Annotated in this window: 17 protein-coding genes; 8 read left to right on the forward strand and 9 right to left on the reverse strand. The window is 69.1% G+C overall.

Annotated features, from left to right (window positions below):
* Positions 1–17: 17 nt before the first annotated feature.
* Together OG395_RS10630 and OG395_RS10635 are read right to left on the reverse strand one after the other, a co-directional pair.
* On the reverse strand, positions 18–1,592 hold the full coding sequence (locus OG395_RS10630) for an IS1182 family transposase (RefSeq protein ID WP_327242665.1): 1,575 nt from the start codon (positions 1,590–1,592) through the stop codon (positions 18–20).
* Between the two features lie 187 nt (positions 1,593–1,779).
* Positions 1,780–2,937, reverse strand: a complete 1,158-nt coding sequence (locus OG395_RS10635; protein ID WP_327242666.1) for an RNA-guided endonuclease InsQ/TnpB family protein — start codon at positions 2,935–2,937, stop codon at positions 1,780–1,782.
* Positions 2,938–3,198: 261 nt separating this feature from the next.
* On the opposite strand from OG395_RS10635, the gene OG395_RS10640 reads away from it, so the two are divergent.
* Positions 3,199–4,398: an IS110 family transposase gene (locus tag OG395_RS10640; RefSeq protein WP_327242667.1), complete on the forward strand. Its 1,200-nt coding sequence runs from the start codon at positions 3,199–3,201 to the stop codon at positions 4,396–4,398.
* 168 nt (positions 4,399–4,566) lie between these two features.
* Here OG395_RS10640 and OG395_RS10645 read toward each other — a convergent pair whose 3' ends face one another.
* Positions 4,567–5,475, reverse strand: coding sequence for a universal stress protein (locus OG395_RS10645; RefSeq protein WP_327242668.1), 909 nt, complete (start codon positions 5,473–5,475; stop codon positions 4,567–4,569).
* Between the two features lie 273 nt (positions 5,476–5,748).
* On the opposite strand from OG395_RS10645, the gene OG395_RS10650 reads away from it, so the two are divergent.
* The 4 genes from OG395_RS10650 (at position 5,749) to OG395_RS10665 (ending at position 9,253) form a co-directional block, all read left to right on the forward strand.
* Positions 5,749–6,423: a CBS domain-containing protein gene (locus OG395_RS10650; RefSeq protein ID WP_327242669.1), complete on the forward strand. Its 675-nt coding sequence runs from the start codon at positions 5,749–5,751 to the stop codon at positions 6,421–6,423.
* A gap of 698 nt (positions 6,424–7,121) precedes the next feature.
* Entirely contained in the window at positions 7,122–7,454 is a 333-nt protein-coding gene (locus OG395_RS10655; protein WP_327242670.1) for a CBS domain-containing protein, read from the forward strand.
* Between the two features lie 6 nt (positions 7,455–7,460).
* Positions 7,461–8,093 carry a CBS domain-containing protein gene (locus tag OG395_RS10660; RefSeq protein WP_327242671.1) on the forward strand — a complete coding sequence of 211 codons (633 nt, stop codon included), beginning with the start codon at positions 7,461–7,463 and terminating at the stop codon, positions 8,091–8,093.
* 284 nt (positions 8,094–8,377) lie between these two features.
* On the forward strand, positions 8,378–9,253 hold the full coding sequence (locus OG395_RS10665) for a universal stress protein (protein WP_327242672.1): 876 nt from the start codon (positions 8,378–8,380) through the stop codon (positions 9,251–9,253).
* Between the two features lie 188 nt (positions 9,254–9,441).
* On the opposite strand, the gene OG395_RS10670 is transcribed toward OG395_RS10665, so the two are convergent.
* From OG395_RS10670 to OG395_RS10680, 3 genes are all read right to left on the reverse strand, one after another.
* Positions 9,442–10,098, reverse strand: coding sequence for an Rv1733c family protein (locus OG395_RS10670; protein WP_442818539.1), 657 nt, complete (start codon positions 10,096–10,098; stop codon positions 9,442–9,444).
* A 688-nt stretch (positions 10,099–10,786) separates the two neighbouring features.
* Entirely contained in the window at positions 10,787–13,252 is a 2,466-nt protein-coding gene (locus OG395_RS10675) for a glycoside hydrolase family 65 protein (protein ID WP_327242674.1), read from the reverse strand.
* Positions 13,252–14,010: an HAD family hydrolase gene (locus OG395_RS10680; RefSeq protein WP_327242675.1), complete on the reverse strand. Its 759-nt coding sequence runs from the start codon at positions 14,008–14,010 to the stop codon at positions 13,252–13,254. Before OG395_RS10680 ends, OG395_RS10675 begins: the two co-directional genes overlap by 1 nt.
* A 501-nt stretch (positions 14,011–14,511) precedes the next feature.
* Between OG395_RS10680 and OG395_RS10685 the strand changes: the two genes are divergently transcribed.
* Both OG395_RS10685 and OG395_RS10690 read left to right on the forward strand, forming a co-directional pair.
* A complete protein-coding gene (locus tag OG395_RS10685; RefSeq protein WP_327242676.1) occupies positions 14,512–14,970 on the forward strand; it encodes a cyclic nucleotide-binding domain-containing protein in 459 nt (152 codons plus the stop codon).
* 106 nt (positions 14,971–15,076) lie between these two features.
* Positions 15,077–15,790 carry a response regulator transcription factor gene (locus OG395_RS10690; RefSeq protein WP_327242677.1) on the forward strand — a complete coding sequence of 238 codons (714 nt, stop codon included), beginning with the start codon at positions 15,077–15,079 and terminating at the stop codon, positions 15,788–15,790.
* Positions 15,791–15,824: 34 nt separating this feature from the next.
* On the opposite strand, the gene OG395_RS10695 is transcribed toward OG395_RS10690, so the two are convergent.
* Complete coding sequence (locus OG395_RS10695) at positions 15,825–17,540, reverse strand: sensor histidine kinase (RefSeq protein WP_327242678.1); 1,716 nt, start codon at positions 17,538–17,540, stop codon at positions 15,825–15,827.
* 256 nt (positions 17,541–17,796) lie between these two features.
* Here OG395_RS10695 and OG395_RS10700 point away from each other — a divergent pair, with 256 nt between their 5' ends.
* Entirely contained in the window at positions 17,797–18,789 is a 993-nt protein-coding gene (locus OG395_RS10700; RefSeq protein ID WP_327242679.1) for an Acg family FMN-binding oxidoreductase, read from the forward strand.
* A gap of 201 nt (positions 18,790–18,990) precedes the next feature.
* On the opposite strand, the gene OG395_RS10705 is transcribed toward OG395_RS10700, so the two are convergent.
* Positions 18,991–19,671 carry a helix-turn-helix domain-containing protein gene (locus tag OG395_RS10705; RefSeq protein WP_327242680.1) on the reverse strand — a complete coding sequence of 227 codons (681 nt, stop codon included), beginning with the start codon at positions 19,669–19,671 and terminating at the stop codon, positions 18,991–18,993.
* 19 nt (positions 19,672–19,690) lie between these two features.
* A complete protein-coding gene (locus OG395_RS10710; protein WP_327242681.1) occupies positions 19,691–20,764 on the reverse strand; it encodes a zinc-dependent alcohol dehydrogenase family protein in 1,074 nt (357 codons plus the stop codon).
* Between the last annotated feature and the right edge of the window lie 16 nt (positions 20,765–20,780).

Genomic DNA, 20,780 nt, shown 5'->3' on the forward strand with positions numbered 1-20,780 from the left:
AACGACCACACGAACGATCATCGCGCGCCCACCCTCACCCCCGCACGGAATTGCGCAGCAGAGTCTCCGGTGTAGCGGGTGCGGCGGATGCCGGTGCGGCGGACGGCTTGCGAGATGGTGCCTTCCACTCCGGCTCGTGTGTCATAGCGTTGTTTCCACGCGTCGGTTTGCTGCTCTGCGCGTCGTTGTTCGAGGATCTGCTGCTGTTCTCGGGGCAGCAGGGTCAGGCTGCGGCCCCACTTGCCGTTGGCTGCCTTGGTGCACCTCGGTCTCAGAGGGCATGGGTCGCAGTCGGTGAGTGCGAAGTGCACGCGGACGAGCGGGGTTCCGCTGGCTTTGCGTTGTTCGGACCAGCTGACGCTGGCTGCTCCCCGGGGGCAGATGACCTTCCTGGCCTCCCAGTTCGTGTGGAAGGCGGCCTGGGTCAGGTCCGGTGTCTGCGCATCGCGCCCGCTGTGGTGGGTGTCCAGGCCGACCGGCCCGAGCAGTTCGATGCCATGCTTCCTGCGGGCGGCCAGGATGTGGGCGGCGGTGACGTAGCCGGCGTCCACGTCGTGCTCCTCGGGCAGCAGTTCACGTGCGGCCATGCCCTGGTGGACCACCTCGGTGACCTCGGTGTCGGCGACGGTGGCGTCCGTAGTGACGACATGGGTGATCAGGTGCGGGGCGTTGGGCTCGCAGGTCTCGCTCAGGTGAGTCTTGTAGCCGCACCAGCCTGAGCCCCGCTTGACGCTGTAGCGGGCTTCGGGGTCATAGGGCGAGGACAGTCGGCGTCTGCCCGGCGGGAGGTCTTTGCCCTCCCGCCAGCGCACCCCCTCACCATCGCGGTGGTACTGCTCCACCCAGGCCCGGCGCAGGACCTGGACGGCGGGGATCTCCCGCAGCCAGCGCGGGGCCTCGGGCGCGTGGACGGCCCCCAGGATGGTGAAGCCGTCACGGCCTACCTGCTCGGCCCACTCCTGGCGCACATTGTCGCCCTTGGGGAAGCGGTAGGAGTCGATCCGGGCCCCGTAGCGTTTCACCCACTCGGCGGTCACAAGCGGGGACAGCCAGTGCGGAGCGGCTGCGGCCAGCGCCTCCAGAGCCGCCCGCAGCGTTTCGCCGACGAACTCCATCCGGTTCAGCGTCCGCACGGCCGCGAGGACATGGGTGGAGTCGGTACGCTGACGCCCCCCGGAACGCAGCAGCCCGAGGCCGGAGATCCGATCCAGGACCAGGTCAAGGACCTTCTCCTCCAAGCCGTGCTCGATCAGCCGGGCGCGGAAGTCGCTGAGGACAGAGAAGTCGAACCCCGGGTCGTCCAGTTCCAGGCCGAGGAGAAACTTCCAGTCCATCCGGGCCCGCACCTGGTCAGCGGCTTGCCGGTCGGTGTGGCCCTCGGCGTACTGCAGCACCGACACCAGCGCCAGTGCTCCCGGTGACACCGCCGGACGTCCCCGCGTTGCGAACGCCTCAGCAAAGGATTCGTCCTCGAACAGCGGGCCAAGCACTTCGCGCACCCGGACAGCCAGCGTCCCCTTCGGAAACGACGCCCGCACGACCCGAGCAGTCAGCTCCGGCACCCCACGGTCGTCCCGAAACTCCAGCGACACCCAGCCCCCTCGCTCCGACGAACAGAACGATCATGCCAACCCCGGCAAGCCAACGAAGCCGGTTTGCGGATTTCCCAACGGAGTCGTAAACGACCGAGCTTGTTGGCTCAGTCGTCTACACCTTGTCGCGCTCCCGACTGCCCCCTACGACAGGGCGGTCACGGGTCGCATCCACCAGCCAGGGAGGTCAAGCCCTTTGTGGTACGGGTCCGTTGACGAGAACCCACGCTGAGCGTGCACGGTTGCGCACGTTGACCCCGGCGACGTGATCGGCGGGGCCAGCGAGCCCGCACCGACGGCAGGAGAAGGCGTCCCGGGTGGGACGGTTGTGTCTCGCTGTGTGTCCGCAACGCGGACACATCTGCGAGGTGTAGCGGGCGTCCACCGCGATCACCGGTACCCCGGCCCGCCGGGCCTTGTACCGCAGGTGTTCTTCGAGCTGGTGGAACGGCCAGGAGGAGAGCGTGGCCCGCTGGTCGCGGGAAGGCCGTACCCGGTCACGGATGCCGCTCAGTTCTTCGAGGGCGATCCCGCGTCCGGTGCGTTGTGCGACGGCCACGATCTCCTTGCTGATCCTGTGGTTGATGTGCGCGGCGTGCCGGGCTTCCTTCTTTGCCCGGCGCTTGGCCCGGCGGGTTGCCGAACGGCTCTGCTTCGCCTGCAGTTCGGCGCGCTTGGCCGCATGCCGGCGCCGGTACCGGCCGAGGCGCCGCCCCTGGTAGTTGTCACCGTCCGATGTGGTCGCGAGGTTCACGATGCCCCGGTCCACCCCGATCCAGTCCGCCGGCTCGAACCGGTCGGCTTCTGGGACCTCGCACACCGCGATGAGGAACCACTTCCCGTCACGGTGGACGAGATCCGACTCGCCTCGCCGGTACTTCGCCAGCATCGCCAACTGGCCGGGGTGCCCGGTGTACCGGATGCCCTTGATCCGCCCGCCCACGGTCCAGATGCTGACGGTCTGCGCGTCGTGCTGCCACGACAGGATCCGGTCGTCATACGGCTGAGCCGCATCGGGACGGAAGACAACCGGCTTCGACTCCGCACGCCTGCGCCGCCTCGATCCCTCGGGGCCGAGGTTCCCGGCCCGGATGTTCGCACGCAACGTCGCGTAGGCGTCAACAACCTTCTTCACCGTGCGGACAGCCGGTTGGGCAGCGAGCCCGAACTCGGCCTTCACACGAGCGTAGACCAGCTTCTGCAACGCGTTGCGGGACGTGGTGCCCGTCTCGTAAGCCACCACCGATACGGCATCGGCCGCCCGATTGCACGCAGGCAGGGTCACAGCCAAAACCGCCGCCGCCTCGGGCGACGGCAGCAGCTTCACCTGCACCACAATCTTCACCCGTCCAACCTAACCCCGACCACTGACATTGATACTCGTAAGTGGGTTCCGGTGGTCGTGGCTCCACCACTGACTGACGCCCTGCTGGGCTGTCCTCCGGTTGTTCTGTCCGGCTGCCGGGACCCGTTCTTCATGGCTCCGGCCAGGTGGAACATGACCTGATAGGAGCTTGGTCAGAAGCCCCCTCAATGTCCTGTCTGCCCCACCCGGCCGGGCGCCACCTCCGGCTAGGAAGGCACCTTCAGCATGACAGCAGCGGGCATGACGGACACAGCGCACGAGACCGTGTACGGAGGAGTCGACTCCCACAAGGACACGATCCACGTGGCGGTCGTCACCGACCACGGTGGCCACGTCACCGACGCCGAGTTCCCGACCACGACCGCCGGCTTCGCCGCGGCGATCGCGTTCCTCAACGCACACGGCACCGTGACCGCCGTCGGAGTGGAGGGAACCTCCTCCTACGGCCTCGGATTCACCCGTGCCGCCCGCCACGCGGGCCTGGCAGTGGTGGAGGTCAACCGGCCCGACAAGGCCGAACGCCGCCGGATCGGCAAGTCCGATCCGATCGACGCCTACGCGGCCGCCCGCGCCGCCCTGTCCGGACGGGCGGCAGCCGCGCCGAAGGATGACACCGTCAGCGGCATACGCGCCCTCCACAACGCAGCCCGGTCCGCGATCAAGGCCCGCACCGCCACCCTGAACCAGATCGGCCACATCCTCATCACCGCCCCGGACGGCATCCGCGCCAAGTACCGTGCCCTGCACGGCAAGACGCAGATCAACGCCCTCGCCCGCCTGCGTCCCACCGGCGACCAGCTGCATGTCGCCGTCCTGACCGCACTGAAGAGCCTCGCCCAGCGCGTCCAGGCCCTCACCACCGAGCACGACGCACTCACCGCGGCACTGGACGCCGCCGTCACCGAGCAGAATCCGGGCCTGCGCGCCGCCTACGGCGTCGGCCCCGACACCGCCGCCCAGCTCCTTGTCACAGCCGGCGGAAACCCTGAACGCCTGCGCACCGAGGCATCCTTCGCAGCCCTGTGCGGCGCCGCCCCCGTACCCGCCTCCAGCGGCAAAACCAACCGCCACCGTCTCTCCCGGGGCGGCGACCGCGCCGCCAACGCCGCTCTCTACCGGATAGCCCTCGTACGGATGGCCAGCGATGGCCGCACCCGCGACTACGTGACCAGGCAGACCGAAGCCGGACGGACCAAGAAAGAGATCATCCGACTCCTCAAACGCGCGATCGCCCGGGAAGTCTTCCGCTGCCTCACCACAGCGGTGGCCGTCCCCGCCATCGCCGACCTGCGACCCGCGCGCCAGGCCAAGAAAATCACCCTCACCGCCGCCGCCCACCACTTCAACGTCTGGCCCGCAGTCATCTCCTGCATCGAACGCGGCACCCGCCGTGACCACACCCTCGCCAACGCCTACCGCGACTGGCTAACCGCCGCTTGACAGCCAATAGGAGCATCAACACCCGAAAGCACAGGTCACCGCAGGTACGCAGAGAACTCCACCGCTTCACGGCTCCGCTCCAAGGACCCATTCCTCCCCGACCTGAAGGCCGGGGCATCCTGGGAGAAATCAGGTGAAGTCAGCGCGTCCCGCTGTCTTCCTCACTGTTCATTGCGACTCACCCGTCGTCCGCTTGCCCTGCCGCGGAATCAGTTCGACCGGGCAGTTCGCATGGTGCAGCAGGCTGTGGGTGACCCGGCCGAGCGTCGGGCCGAAGTTCCCGGGCGAGCGCCGCCCACCCATGATCAGCAGATCCGCGTGCCGAGTCGCCTCAACCAGGACACCGGCGGCGGACATGCTCTTCTCCGCATCCGCCTCCACGGTGAGTCCTGGAAAGTCGGCACGGATACGGTCCGTCACTCCCATCAACGTGCGAACGTGGTTGCGAGCCATCTCGTCCACGGCGTCGAGCATCGTCACGACATTCCCGACCGACTCCAGCACGTTCCATACGTGCACAAGCCGCAACGACGCCTTGCGCAGCTCCGCCTCACGCGCAGCGTGGCGTGCGCAGTCCACGTCGTGCTCGTCGTGGATGGCGGCCACCACAACGTCTGCCGCGGGAGCGCCTTCGGTGCCGCGCACCACGACCACCGGCGTCCTGGCACCCGCAGCAACCTTCAGGCCGACCGAGCCGAGCAACAGTGAGTTGAAACCTCCGAGACCACGGTTGCCCACCACGATCGTGCCGTGGTTTCCCGCAGCGGTGTGCAGGCTCACCACCGGCTCACGGCGGCTCAGCTCCTTCGTCACCTTCAGGCCGGGGTAGCGCCCGGACACCATGGCTGCGGTCTCCTCGAGAAGATCTCGACCCGCGTTCCGTACCTGCTCGATGGTTTCCATGGACGCGTAGATCATCCGGCTGTCCGTGTCGGCCGCGTAGACGAGGTGCAGAGGACGATCACGCCGTCGGGCTTCATCGGAAGCCCACAGCACGGCCCGCATGGCGGGCTCGGAACCGTCCACCCCGGCCACGAGCGCTCCGAGAACCGGGCCACCCCTGTCACTGGAATTCATGGTTCCTCCTCACCGAAGCTGCCGGTGCACCTCTCACCCTGGCACCGCGGCCTTGCACTGCGAGAGGGCCGCTCAGCACCCCGCGGGGGCCGAAGGTCCCTGTCGGCTCCTCCGCCCCGTGCGCTTCTCCCGCACCATGGCGTACCCGAACGTCCCCGGGTGAGGCCCGTTCGGCCCTGCTTGCGGTGTCGCGGTCCAGCAGATCCTGAGTTCGGGACGAGAACGGGCGCCACACCCCGGTGAATCTCTGAGAATAGGCAGGGGGTTGCCTCCATGAAGCACATCACGGTGGGAGACCTGATGACCGACGAGGTCGTTTCGGTCGTCTCCGCCAACTCCTTCAAGGATGTCGCGAAGTTGCTCGCACAGCACAACATCAGCGGACTCCCCGTGCTCGACAGCGAAGACCGGGTGGTCGGTGTCATCTCCGAGAGCGACCTACTGGTCAGACAGACGGGCACCGGGCCGGCGACCGGCACCTCTCCCGAGGGCGCGGGCCGGCCGACGGCCACCACCGCGGGAGAGGTGATGTCGTCGCCGGCGGTGACCGTCCTCGCCGACGAGACCGTGACCGGCGCCGCCCGTCTGATGAAGCGCCGCGGCGTGGAGCGCCTCCCGGTCGTGGACGAGGAGGGTCGGCTCATCGGCATCGTCACCCGCCGCGATCTGCTGGGACTGTTTCTGCGACCCGACGCGGAAATACGACGCCGTGTCGTCGAGGACGTGCTCGTCGACACCATGGGGCTGAGAGCCGATGTGGTCGCCGTCCACGTGGTGGACGGCGTCGTCACCCTCGAAGGCGAACTTGAGAGGCAGAGCGAGATACCCGTCCTGATACGTCTCACCGAGCAGCTCGACGGGGTGGTCGCGGTGATGTCCCATCTCACCACCCGCCTCGAGGACGGCCGGCTCCGTCCTCCGGAGCGGACTGCCCACCCCATGTGGTGACCCGCGAATCGCCCCCACAGCTCGACCGGTGGGGGTGGCAGGGCAAGATCAGCGGATTACGCGCCGCGGGGCCGGGGCCGGAGCGCTGCGACGGTGCTGGGTGGGCCGCACCGCGCCCACCGGATACCCGCGGGCCCCCGCGCCCGGACCCGAGCCGCACGCCAGTTCGACACCTGCCCTTCGCGCAGGACGCGGAAAGGGCCCTCCCCCGCTGCTCGTGATTTCCCGCGCATGCGCCCGAGGGCCGAACAGCCCCCGGCGAACCCCGGAAGGCCCTACCCCCTGCGCATGCCGGTGCCCACGCTCGGAGTATCGACACCGTTCCTGAGCAGTGAGCGGGAGTGAGTCCGCGCACTGGCACGCCCCGAACGGTCTTGGGCGCACTGGTCCCCGGCGTACTCAACCCCGAGGCAGCGACACGCATCCCGTGCGTGGTCCGATCCCGGGAGGCCAGTTCCCCTAGCGACCTGGCCAAGTGGGTGCGGCCAGAGGCGACGGGGAGGCCCTGAACCATCACTCCGGTGGAGCAGGGGCCCCGCACACTGGCACCGCACCCGGCGTCCCAGATCGCACGGCGACGTTACCCCGGCCACCCCAGAGCACCACAAGCCCACGAGCCGACCATCACACGATCGAGCTATACCGACCTTATGCACGCTCCCCCGCGACCAGTTGCCAACCCCTCGCCGGGAGGAATCATGCAGCACCTGCGCACCGTCAACGACATCACCCACACTGTGGTGTCGGTCGACCGCGGAGCGGCGTCCCAGAACATCGTGGAGTCCATGCGGCAGTGGCGTATCAGCGCGCTGCCGGTCGTAGCGGACGACGGGTGGGTCGCCGGTGTGATCTCCGGGGCGGACCTGCTGCCCAGAGCGCAGGGGGTGGACGTGCCGCGCTCCGATACGGCCGGACAGCTCATGACCGCGCCGGCGGTAACGGTGACGCACGACGCGCCCCTGGCCGGCGCCGCCCCCGGAGTCGTGGACGTCGCGGTTCGGGTGAACGTCGACAATCCCCCGCGAAGGTGATCGCCGATGAGGAATCGCAGTGTCGCGGATCTGATGACGCCCACGGCCGTCAGCGTCCAGCGCGGCACGGGTTTCAAAGAGATCACCAGACTTCTGGACGAGTTCGGTATCACGGCCGTGCCCGTACTGGATGACGACAGGCATCCCGTGGGCGTCGTCTCCGAGGCCGATCTGCTCCGTCGCCGCAACGCCGGAAGTGGTACGCCCACCGCGGTCGATCTCATGTCCAGCCCTGCCATCACCGCCCGCCCCGACTGGAGTGCGGTCCGTGCCGCTCGTGTGATGGAGGAGCACAGAGTGAAGAGGCTCCCGGTCGTCGACACCGAGGACAGGCTGATCGGGATAGTCGCCCGCAGCGACCTCCTCCAATTATTCCTGCGAAGGGATCGCGCGATCCAGGAGGAGATTCTTGAGGATGTGCTGACCTGCGCACTCGGGCTCAGCCCGTCTGCTTTGACCGTAGAAGTAGCCGACGGTCTGGTCACCCTCAGCGGCACCGTGCCCCGGAGCAGCCTCGTTCCCGTGATCCTGCGGATGTGCCAGAGCGTCGACGGCGTCGTGGATGTGATCGATCGGCTCGACTACGAGCAGGACGACCTGTCGGACGGCCAGATGAGAACACAGGAAGGAACTCAGTGAGACATCGGAACCTACGTGAGCTGATGGCCTGTGCGTTCGGCGCGGTTCCCAGGAGCGCACCGTGCAAGGACCGCACGAGCCACCTCACGGCCACCAGGTGTCGTCGGCCGGGCGGGCCACTCGCCCGAAACGGCCCCGGCAGACTTTCCCCTGCCGCCGCCGGCGGGGCAGGAGGCCGCCCCCTGTCGTGAACTCTCGTACATCCGGCGATCCACCCGGCACGCGCTGCGACGAACCCCGCGTCCCCGCGTCCGCGTGTCCGCATCCGTAGGAGACGAGTCGCCATGAACCACAGCATCGTCGTCGGTCTGGACGGGTCGACGGAAAGTACCGCAGCGGTTCACTGGGCCGCACGCGAGGCGCTTCTGCGGGACGCACCGCTGCATCTTGTCCATGTCGCGGATTGGTCGTCCCCCCTCGGTGTTCCGGCCACCGGCACTGCCGCCGGCCGTGAGTGGGCCGATGCGCTCCTGCGTGACGCAGTGGACGAACTTCGCCGCCTTCATGATCGACTGGAGGTCCGGGCCCGGTCGGTCGACGGCCGGCCGGCAGTCTCGCTCGCGACCGCAGCGGCCTCGGCGGACATGCTCGTTCTCGGCTCCCGGGGGCTCGGCACACTGACCGGGTTCGTCCTCGGTTCGGTCGGGATGGGCGCCATCCCCTTGACCGAGCGACCCGTGATTCTGGTACGTGCGCACGAGGACGCCCTGCCACACGCCGAAGGCCTTCACACGGACCGGGACATCGTGGTCGGCATTGATATCGGCCGACCGTGCGACGCACTCCTGGACTTCGCCTTCGAGGAGGCATCACGTCGGCGATGCACTCTGCATGCGCTGTTGACCTGGACGCTTCCGCCCCTCGCCGGGTACGGCGCGGCGTACGATGCGAGCCTCCATGAGCAGCTGGCCGACAGCATGACCGTCGGCCTGGACGAGAGACTGCAGCCTTGGCGCGACATGTTCCCGTCCGTCGACGTGGTCGCACGGGCGACAGTCGGCCACACGGCGGAGCAGCTTGTGAAGACCGGAGCCGAGGCGGGTCTCGTCGTCGTAGGGCGTCGCATCCGTCGGTCCTCCGTGGGCGCGCACATCGGGCCCGTCGCCCACGCCGTCCTTCATCATTCCCGTGCGCCCGTCGCCGTCATCGCCCACCGGTGAGGAGCGGCATCTCCTGCCCTTCGCCGACCTGGATGCGTGGCGTCGGATCACCCCGGCGGCGAGCCGCCTCTTGCGCAGAGAGGCCGCGCGGGCCGGTGCCGAGTTCGCGGCGCAGCGGTGGAAGCGGCTCCAGCGGGTCCCTGCTCGGCATCGGAGCAGAGGCGGTGGTCCTGGCCCCGGTGGAGCCGTCAGTCGTCATCGGCCCCCGAGTCCCGGCGCAGCCGGCCGGACCAGCGCGGCTCGACGCGCTCCCACTCCTGGTCCCAGCGGGCGAGGCTGCGCGTCTCGACGCGGCGGAGCCTGAGGCGGACAACCAATCCGGCGGACAGGGCGACCACGCCCATGGCACAGGCCCCGGCTGCGGCGGCCTGCATGACGCGATCTCCACGGGAATGCGGGGCAGCCGAAATCCTGCCCGAGTCGTCCACCCACAGCGTGACCGTCCGGCCCACTGGTGTGTTCGGGGTGACCGCGATGGTGTCCGTATGTGGTACGGAGGCGGGATACTCCCAAAAGGCCCGAGCCGTTGCTTCCGAAGCCCCCGCGAACCGGGCGGGGAGTTGGCCTTCGGCCTTGCTGACCGTTGTCGCCGTCACCTGGTGGCGGTGTCGGGCCTCGTGCTGCGCGGTCATGCTGTCGGCGTCCCAGACTTTGATTCCGACAGCGACGCCGCAGAACACTGCCACCAGCGCACACACCACGGAAGCGGCGAGCCAGCGGCTGCGGACACGGTCGGCAGTCCGCTGCAGTGGGTTCCGGTGGCGCTCGAACGGTCGTCGTATGCGGCTTCCGTGCCGCTTCCTGGGCCACGTGGGCTCGGATCCGGGCGAGTCGGCCTGGAACATGTCACGCCTCCGCCCGTGCCGTCGCCGTCCCCGCACTCAGCGGTGGGTTCGGCGCCCGGGAGATGAGCTCTGGTCCGGCCCCCCGGAAGAGTGCGGAAGTCTTCACGGGTGAACCTCGACGATCGGCCGCCACGCACGGGACCGGGGGAAGCCGACGCCGAACCAGTCCATGAGATCGGAAGGGGCCGTGCCTCCGCTCCATCTGCGTTCCTGACATCGCGTGCTCCACTTCCGGCGCCCCGGGGCGCCACCGCCACCATCGATGTCCGTCTTCAATTTCGCCCGGCAGGGCACACTCCCGCTTGGGGCCAACGGGCCCCTGCGGGGGCCGTCCGGCCCCCTACCTGCCGGTGAACCTCGGCGGATGCCCACCGTCGTCCCGGCTTTCGCGCTCGATCGCACCGAAATCGGCACGCCGGAGGCCACCTCATGCCGCCGTCGCCTGTCCGCGATGCCGCGGCGGGACGGTGCGGACGTGGGCCGTCGGGTCCCGTCGGAGACCGGACGGCCCTTGTTCGAACCTTTGGTCGGATGAACCCGTGAGCTGTCGAATCAGCGGCCCCGGCCCAGGAGACGTCATGCCACGCGACCCGCACATCGTCGGTGATGTCATGACACGCGGCGTGATCGCCGTCCGTGATGTCACCCACCCGGCTCCGGCCCGGAGGGGGCCGCCGATGGTGGGGTCTCAGTCCTGGCGGCCCTTCCTGTGACGGCGGGCGGGGCGTCGGCCCGACGGCAGATCGAGCCATCGCACCGTGCCAGGGACGATCATGTGGGTGTGGCCGCCCAGGACCAGCCGGAGGGCGGGGTGGTGCGAGTCCGATATCGCGATCCGGAGCCGCTGCGCCCGTATATCCAGGTCCACCTCGTGCCCGCGGAATCCGATGCGTACCCCGAATTGCGAGAGCTGGGGAAGCGGGGCCGGGGAGAGCCAGAGTGCGTCGTCACGCGTCTCCAGCCCGGTCATTCCGCTCTGCACGAAATCGAGAGTGCCGGCCATCGCCCCCAGATGGATGCCTTCCGCCGTGGTGCCGCCCTGGATGTCGATCACGTCACCGGTGAGTGCCTCCTTGCCGTACGCCCACGCCTCCTCGCGGTGCGCCCGTGCCAGCACCCAGGCATGAACCAGGGAGCTGAGGGTGGAACCATGGCTCGTCCGCGCGAGGTAGTAGTCGACGGTGGCGCGCCAGGTGTCGTCGTCCAGCGCATGTCCGAGGCGCTGGAACAGGCCACCGAGTTCTCCCGGTGAGAACAGGTAGCCGAGCATCAGCACATCGGCCTGTTTGGATGCCTGGTAGCGGTTGACCGTGTCGCCCTCCGCCTCAAGGATGCGGTCGAGCCGCCGGATGTCGCCGTAGCGCTTCCGGTAAGCGGCCCAGTCGAGTTCGCCCAGTTCTCCGTATCCGGCGAACTGGCTGATGACACCACGGTGATACGGCACATGCAGCCGACGGGACACGTCCTCCCAACGCTCCAGCTCCGCGGGGGCGAGGCGGATGCGCTCCAGCAGGAGCTTCCTCCGATGGTCGGGCAGGTCGCCGTACAGCTCCGTGGCCCGTGCCAGCACCCAGGCCGCCGTCACGTTCGTGTACGTGTTGTCGTCTATGCCCGCAGTCCCGGCTCCCGGATAGGCGTCGTGGTACTCGTCGGGGCCGACCACACCGCGGATGCGGTACCGGGCCAACGACGCGTCCCATGCGGCGCTGTCCGCCCAGAACCGGGCGATCTGCAGCAGCATCTCCGCGCCCTTGGAATGCAGGTAATCCGTGTCCGCGGTGGCCTGGCAGTACTGCCACACGTTGTAGGCGACAGCCGAACCGACGTGGTGCTGCAGACGTGAATGGTCGGGCAGCCAGCGCCCCGAACGGGGATTGAGATGGATTTCCTGGGTCTCCTCCCGGCCGTCGTCGGCACTCTGCCACGGGTACATGGCCCCGGCCCGTCCCACCTGTTGTGCCGCGCGGCAGGCCGCGGTCAGCCTCCGGTGGCGGTAGTCCAGAAGTCCCCGGGAAACCTCAGGGAAATGCAGACTCAGGAACCTCAGCACGAAGAGCTCGTCCCAGAAGACATGACCCCGGTATGCCTCTCCGTGCAGTCCTCTCGCCGGTACGCCCACATCGAGCTCTGCCGTGTGCGGGGACAGCGTCTGCAGCACGTGGAAGAGGTGAAGTCGCAGAATCCTGCCCGCTTCGCCCGGGACCTCGATCCGGGTCCGCTGCCACAGGCCGGCCCACGCCCGATGGTGCGAGGCCAGCAGCTCTGTGAACTCCGGGGCCGTTCGCACCCCGGCCACGGCAGCCCGTAGCGGGCTGCCGATCGCCGGGTCACGCGACGTGTACAGCGCCACCGTCTTGTCCACGACGGCGTCGCATTCCGGATCCAGCGGCAGCACCAGTGTCTGGAAGACCTTCCGTGGGGTCTGCCGAGGACGGGGACGCCGCCCGGACTCATCGGGCTGCTGCCGCCCGGGACCGCCGGACGTGGCCACGATGCGGGAGGCCAGCGCGAGGCCGATGTCCGACTCCGCGGTGCGACATCCGAGCCACACCACGTCGTCCTGTTCCGTTCCGGTCGACCAGCCGGTCAGATGACAGTCCGACAGATCCCGGTACCGCGCGACACCGGCGTTCCGGATGTCGCCGTCGATCGCCGCCTCCACCTCGACCGCCCCCACCCACCCGGCCGCAGTGAAAGCCGTGTGCAGGGCGGCGAGATGCGGGTTTCCCATGTGCACCAGACGGCACTGCTCGACATACAGGCGACGGCCTGCCTCGTCCTGGTAGACGGACCGGCGGGTCAGCGTGCCGCGGCGCAGATCGAGCGTCTGTCGGTGTTCCGCGAGGTGTTCGTGGTCCGGTGACAGCCATGGTCCGGGGCCTGTGCCGGCGGGGCGGATGCGGTAGCGCAGCGGCAGCCAGTTCGGCAGGTTGACCAGGTCGGCGTTCTCCACCTGTCGGCCCCGGACCGATGAGGTCAGCCGGTCGTAGCAACCCGCGACGTAGGTGCCCGGGTAGTGGGACCTGCTGGTGGTGGTCTCGGATGCGGCTCCACGGGTGGCGAAGTACCCGTTGCCGAGTGTGCACAGCGCCTCGCGCAGCCGCTCCGCCTCCGGCTCGTACCCCTCGTACAGCCACTCCCAGGCCCCCGCCATCAGTCGTTGCCGATCAGTAGTTCACCGGGATCGGACACCACGATGTCGGCGCCACGGCGTCGCAGGTCCGCGGCCTTGCCGGGACCGCCTGCCCTGTCCACGCCGACCACAAGTCCGAATCCGCCGCGGTGGCCGGCCTCGACACCGGCCAGGGAGTCCTCCACCACAGCGGTGTCCGATACGGGAACCCCGAGGCGCCGCGCCGCTTCGACGAAGAGCGCGGGATCCGGTTTCCCCGCGAGCCCCAGCCGCCGTGCCTCGTTTCCGTCGACCACGGCACCGAACTGCCCGATGAGGCCGGCCCGCGACAGGAGTTCCGTCGCGTGGCAGGAGGCGGACACGGCAGCACAGGGCGTCCGCTCACTGCGCAGTGCGTGAAGGAGGCGAACCGTGCCGGGCCAGACATCGACCCGGTGGGTGCGCAGCGTTTCCGTGAACAGCTCCTCCTTGCGTGCGGCCACCGCCCACACCGTCGCCGTGCCGGGCGGGTCGTCCGGGCTGCCGTCGGGAAGGTCCAGCCCTCGCGACGCGAGGAAGGCCGCCGCACCGTCGTGCCGTGAACGGCCGTCGACGTGGCGGAGATAGTCGTCGACCGGATCGAAGGGCCGCTGCCCTTCCCGCTCCGACAGACAGGCGTCGAATGCCTTCTTCCAGGCCGCGGCGTGGCTCCGGGCGGAGTCGGTGATCACTCCGTCGGTGTCGAAGACCACGGCCCGCACGGAATGCAGGCACGGGGCAGGAGACGGTACGGCTGCCATGAACGGGGCGGTCCCTTCGCCAGGGCTTCCTTTCATGGCATCACGATTCCGGGACACGGGCGCGTCGTGGAACTCAGTAGGGCAGAGGCCGCCCGGACGGAGTTCGCAGATCGAGGGGCGGAGGCCCCGAGGGAGGCGGTGGGCGACGGACAATTCTGATGCGGCTCACTGCCACCACCTCCTGGCGCTCACCGGGTATGTGCCCAGGCGCGTCCTCCACAATCCTGCGGCGGGAGATCAGAGCCCATGGGCCGATCGGTCCCGGACCGCCCCCGTACGGCCCAAGCGGGCGGGTCGGTGAGCGGATCACCGTGAAAATCACGTGGAATGCCGGTCAACGGGCTGATGCCGTTCAGCGGGTTCGGGTGCGGCAGACCCCGGGGGTGTCCGATGACCGAGCCTCCCCCCGGAGCCCCGCCTATCGTTCACACCGGACGGTGGGGCACGCGGCCGGGCTGTCACGCGCGGAGCCGCCATGGCCCGCCAGGGACGGAGGACCCCATGTCGACGCACAGTCTGCTCGACTCGCTCCCGCCCGAGAGCCGGCAGCGCCTTCTCGACACGGCGGCACACGAGGTGCCGCTGGTCCTCGACTCACGCGTCTTCGAGGAGGGCAGGCGGGCCGATCGTTTCTGGATCATCCGCTCCGGCCGGGTCGAGGTCGACCTCCATGTGCCCGGCCGCCGCCCGGCGGTCGTCGAGACCCTGGGCCAGGACGACCTGCTGGGCTGGTCCTGGCTCTGCTCCCCGCATGTGTGGCACATGGGCGCGCACGTGGTCCACGCGGGTCAGGCCCTGGAGTTCGACGCCGCTACCGTCCGCGCGCTGTGCGCGGCCGATGCGGTGCTGGGCCGGGCGGTGTACAAGTACGTGGCCGAGACAGTGGCGGAGCGGTTGTACGGAACGCGGAAGAGGTTGCTCCAGCTGTACGGTCCCCAGGCCGACATCGCCGAGGACTGAACGGCCCGGGTGGTGCGGGGGCCGATCGGCTCTGGTGCACCGTCGGTGTGCGGGCCACGATGAACATGGGGCCGGTGGAGAGCCCTGCAGAAGCGAGGTGGGCGCCATGAGCGGCGAAGCCGCGTTCTCCGCGCAGAATCCGATCCGGGTGTTCCTGCTCGACGACCACGAGGTGGTCAGGCGCGGGGTGCAGGATCTGCTCGACGCGGAACCCGACATCGAGGTCGTCGGCGATGCCGGTACGGCCGATCATGCGCTGGCCCGTGGCCCGGCACTGCGCCCGGATGTCGCGATCCTCGATGTGCGGCTCCCCGACGGCGACGGGATCAGCGTCTGTCGCGAACTGCGTTCGCGGATGCCGGAACTGGCCTGCCTGATGCTCACCTCGTTCGATGACGACGAAGCGCTGCTCGACGCCATCATGGCGGGCGCAGCAGGCTACGTGCTCAAGGAGATCAAGGGGTCCGACCTCGTCACAGCCGTCCGCACGCTGGCTTCCGGGCGCTCCACCCTCGATCCGGCGACCACCGCACGGTTGATGAACAGTCTGCGCGGAGAGGGTTCCGGCGCCGAGGCCGAGGCCGAGGATGCGCTCTCCGCACTGTCTCCACGGGAGAAGGACGTACTTGCTCTGATCGGTGAGGGACTGACCAATAGTCAGATCGGCAAACGCCTCTATCTGTCCGAGAAAACGGTCAAGAACCACATTTCCCGGCTCCTGGCGAAGCTCGGCGTGGAGCGCCGTATTCAGGCAGCCGTGATCGCCGCGCACAGACCGGTGCCCTCCTCGCCGCCCTCGGCGAGCGGTCGCGAGTACTGACGCCGAAGCTGCGGCCTGCCGCGCGGTCCACGGATCATGTCAGTCGCAGCGGCACGCGCCACCTCACCCGGGTGCCGCCCTCCGCCGATGGCTCGACCGTCATGTCACCGCCGAGGTTCCTGGCGCGCTGCGCGAGGTTGTCCAGCCCACTGTGTGAGCTGTCGTGTTCCGGCATGCCCACTCCGTTGTCGGACACGACCAACGTCAGCGCTCCCTCACCGACCACCATCGAGACGTCCGCCGAGGTCGCCCGGGCATGGCGTGCGACATTGCTGAGCGCTTCGCCGAGCACCGCGATCACCTGGTCCGCGGTCTCAGCCGGCACATCTGTGTCGATGAGCCCTCCCATGCGGAGGGACGGCTGGAAGCCCAGGGCACGTGCGGCCTGCTCCACCGCGGTCAGCGTGCGGACGCGCAGACCTTGTTCGGCACGGCCCGATTCGCGTGCGCGGAGGCCGAAGATGGTGGACCGGATGATCTTGATGGTCTCGTCGAGATCGTCCACGGCACGCAGCAGTCGTTCACTGGCCCGGGGATGGTCCACGAACCGCACCACGCTCTGGAGGGTCATACCGGTGGCGAACAGCCGCTGAATGGCGAGGTCGTGCAGGTCCCGGGCAATCCGGTCCCGGTCCTCCAGCAGGGCGATCTGCTCGGCGGACTCGCGCCGTTCCGTGAGTTCCATCGCCAGCGCCGCCTGCCCGGCGAAGGTCAGCAGGGGCGCGGTCTCCCACTCGGTGAATGCGGGACGCTCCCGTACACGGGCCAGCAGCAGCACCCCCAGGACGCGTCCCCCCGTCTTCATCGGCACCGCGACGGCCGGACCGAGCCCTGCCCATCGCGGGGGCCCAGCGGTGATCCTCGGATCACACTCGACGTCGAGGCTGATGATCGGCTCGCCGGCGTGGAGAGCTGAGCCGACGAACGAACCTTCGCGTGGCAGGACCAGTCCACGGTGTGTGTCGGCGTCCACGCCGGAGGCTATCGCCACCCGCAGGGCGCCCTCCCCCTCGGGGAGCGCCAGAACACCCAGGTCGGCGGAGAGGATACGCGAGGCATGGTCGACGATCATCTGCAGGACGTACGCCTCGTCCACCCCGCTCAGCAGACCCTCGACGATCTCGCTGTTGGCCTCCTGCCAACGCTGCCGGTCACGCGTCTGCGAATACAGGCGTGCGTTCTCGATGGCGACCCCGGCTGCCACAGCGAGGGTGGAGAGCACCGTCTCGTCCTCGGCGTCGAAGGCGCGGCCACCCCGTTTCTCGGTCAGGTACAGGTTGCCGAACACCTCGTCGCGGACCCGGATGGGCACCCCCAGAAACGAGTGCATGGGGGGATGGTTCGGCGGGAACCCGTGGGACGACCGGTGGTCGGCGAGTTCAGTGAGCCTCAGGGGCACGGGGTGGCGGATCAGCTCGCCGAGGATGCCGTGCCCCTCGGGCAGCGAGCCGATGGCTTCTCTCTGTTCGTCCGTGATGCCCACGGGCAGGAACTGTGCAAGGCGGGTTCCCTCGCCGAGCACCCCGAGGGCTCCGTACTCGGCATCGACCACGACGACCGCGGCTTCGACGATCCGGCGCAGCACCTGCGGCAGATCGAGCCCCCTTCCCACCGACATGACGGCGTCCAGCAGCAGCGCCGCCTCGGCAGGTCCGCGCTTCGAAAGATCGAGGCGTTCCTGGAGGTCCTCGGGGAGTGTGCCCAGCCGACGGCGTTCCTCGCCGTTGCGGTCAGTGCCCTTGTCGCCCACGGTGCCTCCGCCGTGGCCCGCGCGTCACGGGCGGGCCATATGTCCACGGTAACGGCCGAACACCACGCGGCATCCGGTGGAGCGCACCCGAGGGAACACGTCCTGGTACGGAAACCTTCCGGCCGACGCGTCCTGAACGGCCCCGCCGAGGAGTCCGTCCGGCCCGACCGAGGGACGAATGGCCCATATCCCTGGGGAGGACGCCCACTCCATCCTGAAGACGCTCCGCCCGATGTCCGCTTCCGGGAGGCCCCCGATGCTCGCGCAGACGCCCGACGACACGACGGTGGCCGGCCTCGTCTCCGATGCCATCACAGCTCCGTCCATGCACAATGCCCAGCCCTGGCAGTTCCATTACGGACGTTCCCGTCGCACTCTTACTCTTCGGGCGGATTTCGGCCGTGCCATGACGGAGGCCGACCCCGCCACCCGCGGACTGCATGTGGGATGCGGCGCGGCCCTCCTGAACCTGCGGGTGTCCGCAGCTCACCGGGGCCTCGCCCTGAAAACCACGCTGCTGCCCGTCCCCTCGGACCCGGCGCTGCTGGCGAGCGTCCAGCTGAAGGATGCCCCTCGGAATCCCGAGGAGGCTGCGCTCGTCGGGCTCCACCGCGCGATGCGGGAGCGGCACACCAGCCGGTACCCGTTCGAGGACCGGCCAGTACCCGAGGACGTCCGCGTGCTCTTCACCGAAGCGGCCCGTGCCGAAGGAGCGAACTTCTCGTTCCTGACCCCGACGCACCTGGAGACCGTGCTGGAACTGATCCGGGATGCCGAGGGGTACGACCGGAGGGACCCCGGACGGGAGGCGGAGCAGCGCTACTGGACCCGGGACACGAAGGCGGAGGCGTCCGTCGACGGGATCCCGGACTACGCATTCGGCCCCTCCGACGCGTCCGGAAGGGCGACGGTCCGCGACTTCGCGGGCACCGATGTCCTGGCGGGGCGCGCACGCGTGCTGTTCGAGAAGCAGCCGCAGCTGGCCGTTCTGAGCACCGCGGGAGACCGCCCCGTGGACTGGTTGCGCGCCGGTCAGGCCCTGGAACGTGTTCTGCTCACGGCCACGCTGAACGAGGTGTCCACCTCGTTCGCGACGCAGCCCCTCGAATGGCCGGACCTGCGGTGGATCCTCCGCGACCCCGTCTTCGGCACGGGACACCCACAGATGATCATCCGCATGGGTTACGGGCCGACGGGCCCCCGCACACCACGCCGCCCCTTGGACGAGGTTCTGACGATCGAACCGTAGAACGTTCCCGGACCGGGCGCCGAGTGGGAAGGGTGGTGAGAGCGGTGCGGCTCTGAGTCCTGGGGTCATGTCCTGGTCCTGGCCGGTCCGCAGATTCCGCCTGCGCGCCCCGGCACCGGGCGGTCGCTGCCTGCGCGAACTCCAGCCCGCTGCACACCGTTTGCGGCGCGATCGGCGTGCCGGCGACGGCAGGCAGCTTTCTCACTTCTGCACCACGCGACGCCCGGTGATACGGGTGGGGGTGACCACCATCCAGTGGGTGCGGGGGCCACCCGCCCAGGGAAGGGAGCGGGCAACATGGTCCAGTCGCTGGATGGCCTGGGCAGCCGTGACACCTGATGCATCGCCCACCACCAGCACACTCCAGCCCTGGCTCATCACGTCGTCGATGTGATCGGCCTCGAAGGCCACCTCGGTTCCCGCGGACGCGGCCAGAAGTCCATCGCCGGTGGTCCGGAACGCGATCTCGTTGCCCTCCAGCACGTAGTTGACCGGGAAGATGGCCGGCCCGTCCGCGGTGACGATCGCGATCCTGCCCACACCGTGCGTCGACAGCAGTCGAAGGCACTCGGTGTCACTGAGCGCGATGAGTTCGGCGCCCGGCAGTGCCGCTGCCCTGCCCGGCGGACGTTCCACCGTCATACCGGTCAGCTCGGCCACGGTCGTTTGCAACGCATCCGCGAGGCGCACCAGAACGCTGACGGCCGGTACGGCGGCCCGATCCTCCACATAGGCAATGTACGAAGGAGCGGCGCCGCAGCGTTCGGCCACCTCCTCACGGGTGAGACCGAGTTCCTGACGGCGCGCTGCCACCCGCCGACCGAGGTCGCTGCGGCCGGTCGGAGACTCGGTGGAGGCGGATGCAGGCGTGCCCTCGCTCATGGTCCTCACGTCCTTCGGGTCACAGCAGGTCGGGGACGGAGACGGCGTTGTGCTGCGGGCCGCCCAGCGTCACCTTGAGGGCTCCGGTTTCGGCGGCGCGGGAGAAGATGTCGTACGCCTCCTCCATCTGGCCCAGCTCGAAACGGTGGGTGACCAGCGAAGCCGACGGAAGGCGCCCTGCGGCCATCATGCCCAGCAGCATCGGCGTCGAGTGGGTGTCCACCAGCCCGGTGGTGATCGTGACGTCCTTGATCCAGAGGTCTTCGAGGTGAAGGACCGCAGGCTTGCCGTGGACCCCGATGTTCGCGACCCGGCCACCGGGGCGGACCATTCGGGTGCACATCTCGAATGTCGCCGGTACGCCGACGGCCTCCATGACGACATCGGCACCGAGTCCATCGGTGAGGTCCTCGACGAGACGCTCGGGTTCCTCGCTCGCGCTCACGGTCGCGTCCGCACCGAGTGCGCGCGCGGTGGTCAGCCGGGACTCCGCGAGGTCCACCGCGATGATGCGGCCGGGGCTGTACAGACGCGCGGTGATGACGGCCGCCAGACCGATCGGCCCCGCACCGACCACGACGACCGTGTCGCCGGGCCGCACGTTGCCGTTCAGCACCCCGACCTCGTACGAGGTCGGGAAGATGTCGGCCAACAGGACCGCGTCGTCGCTGTCGACGGCGCCCGGCAGTGGATGCACGGACAGGTCGGCGAACGGCACCCGCACGTATTCGGCCTGGGTGCCGTCGATCGTGTGGCCCAGCACCCAACCACCGCCCCCACGGCACTGGCCGTACTGCCCGCCGCGGCAGAACCGGCACCGCCCGCAGGCGGAGATGCACGAGATCAGCACGCGGTCACCGGGGCACACCGTGCTGACATCGCCGCCGGTCTCGACCACGGTGCCCACCGCTTCGTGCCCGAGCACCCGGCCCGGAACCACCTCGGGCACATCGCCCTTGACGATGTGCAGATCGGTGCCGCAGATAGTGACCGTGTCGACGCGGACGATCGCGTCCGCGGCGTCCTTGATGCCAGGATCCGGTACATCCCGCCACGAGGTCCGGCTGGGGCCCTGGAAGACGAGTGCCTTCATGACATCGCCCTTCTTC

It is taken from the genome of Streptomyces sp. NBC_01320 (assembly GCF_035974375.1).
GTDB lineage: Bacteria > Actinomycetota > Actinomycetes > Streptomycetales > Streptomycetaceae > Streptomyces > Streptomyces yanii.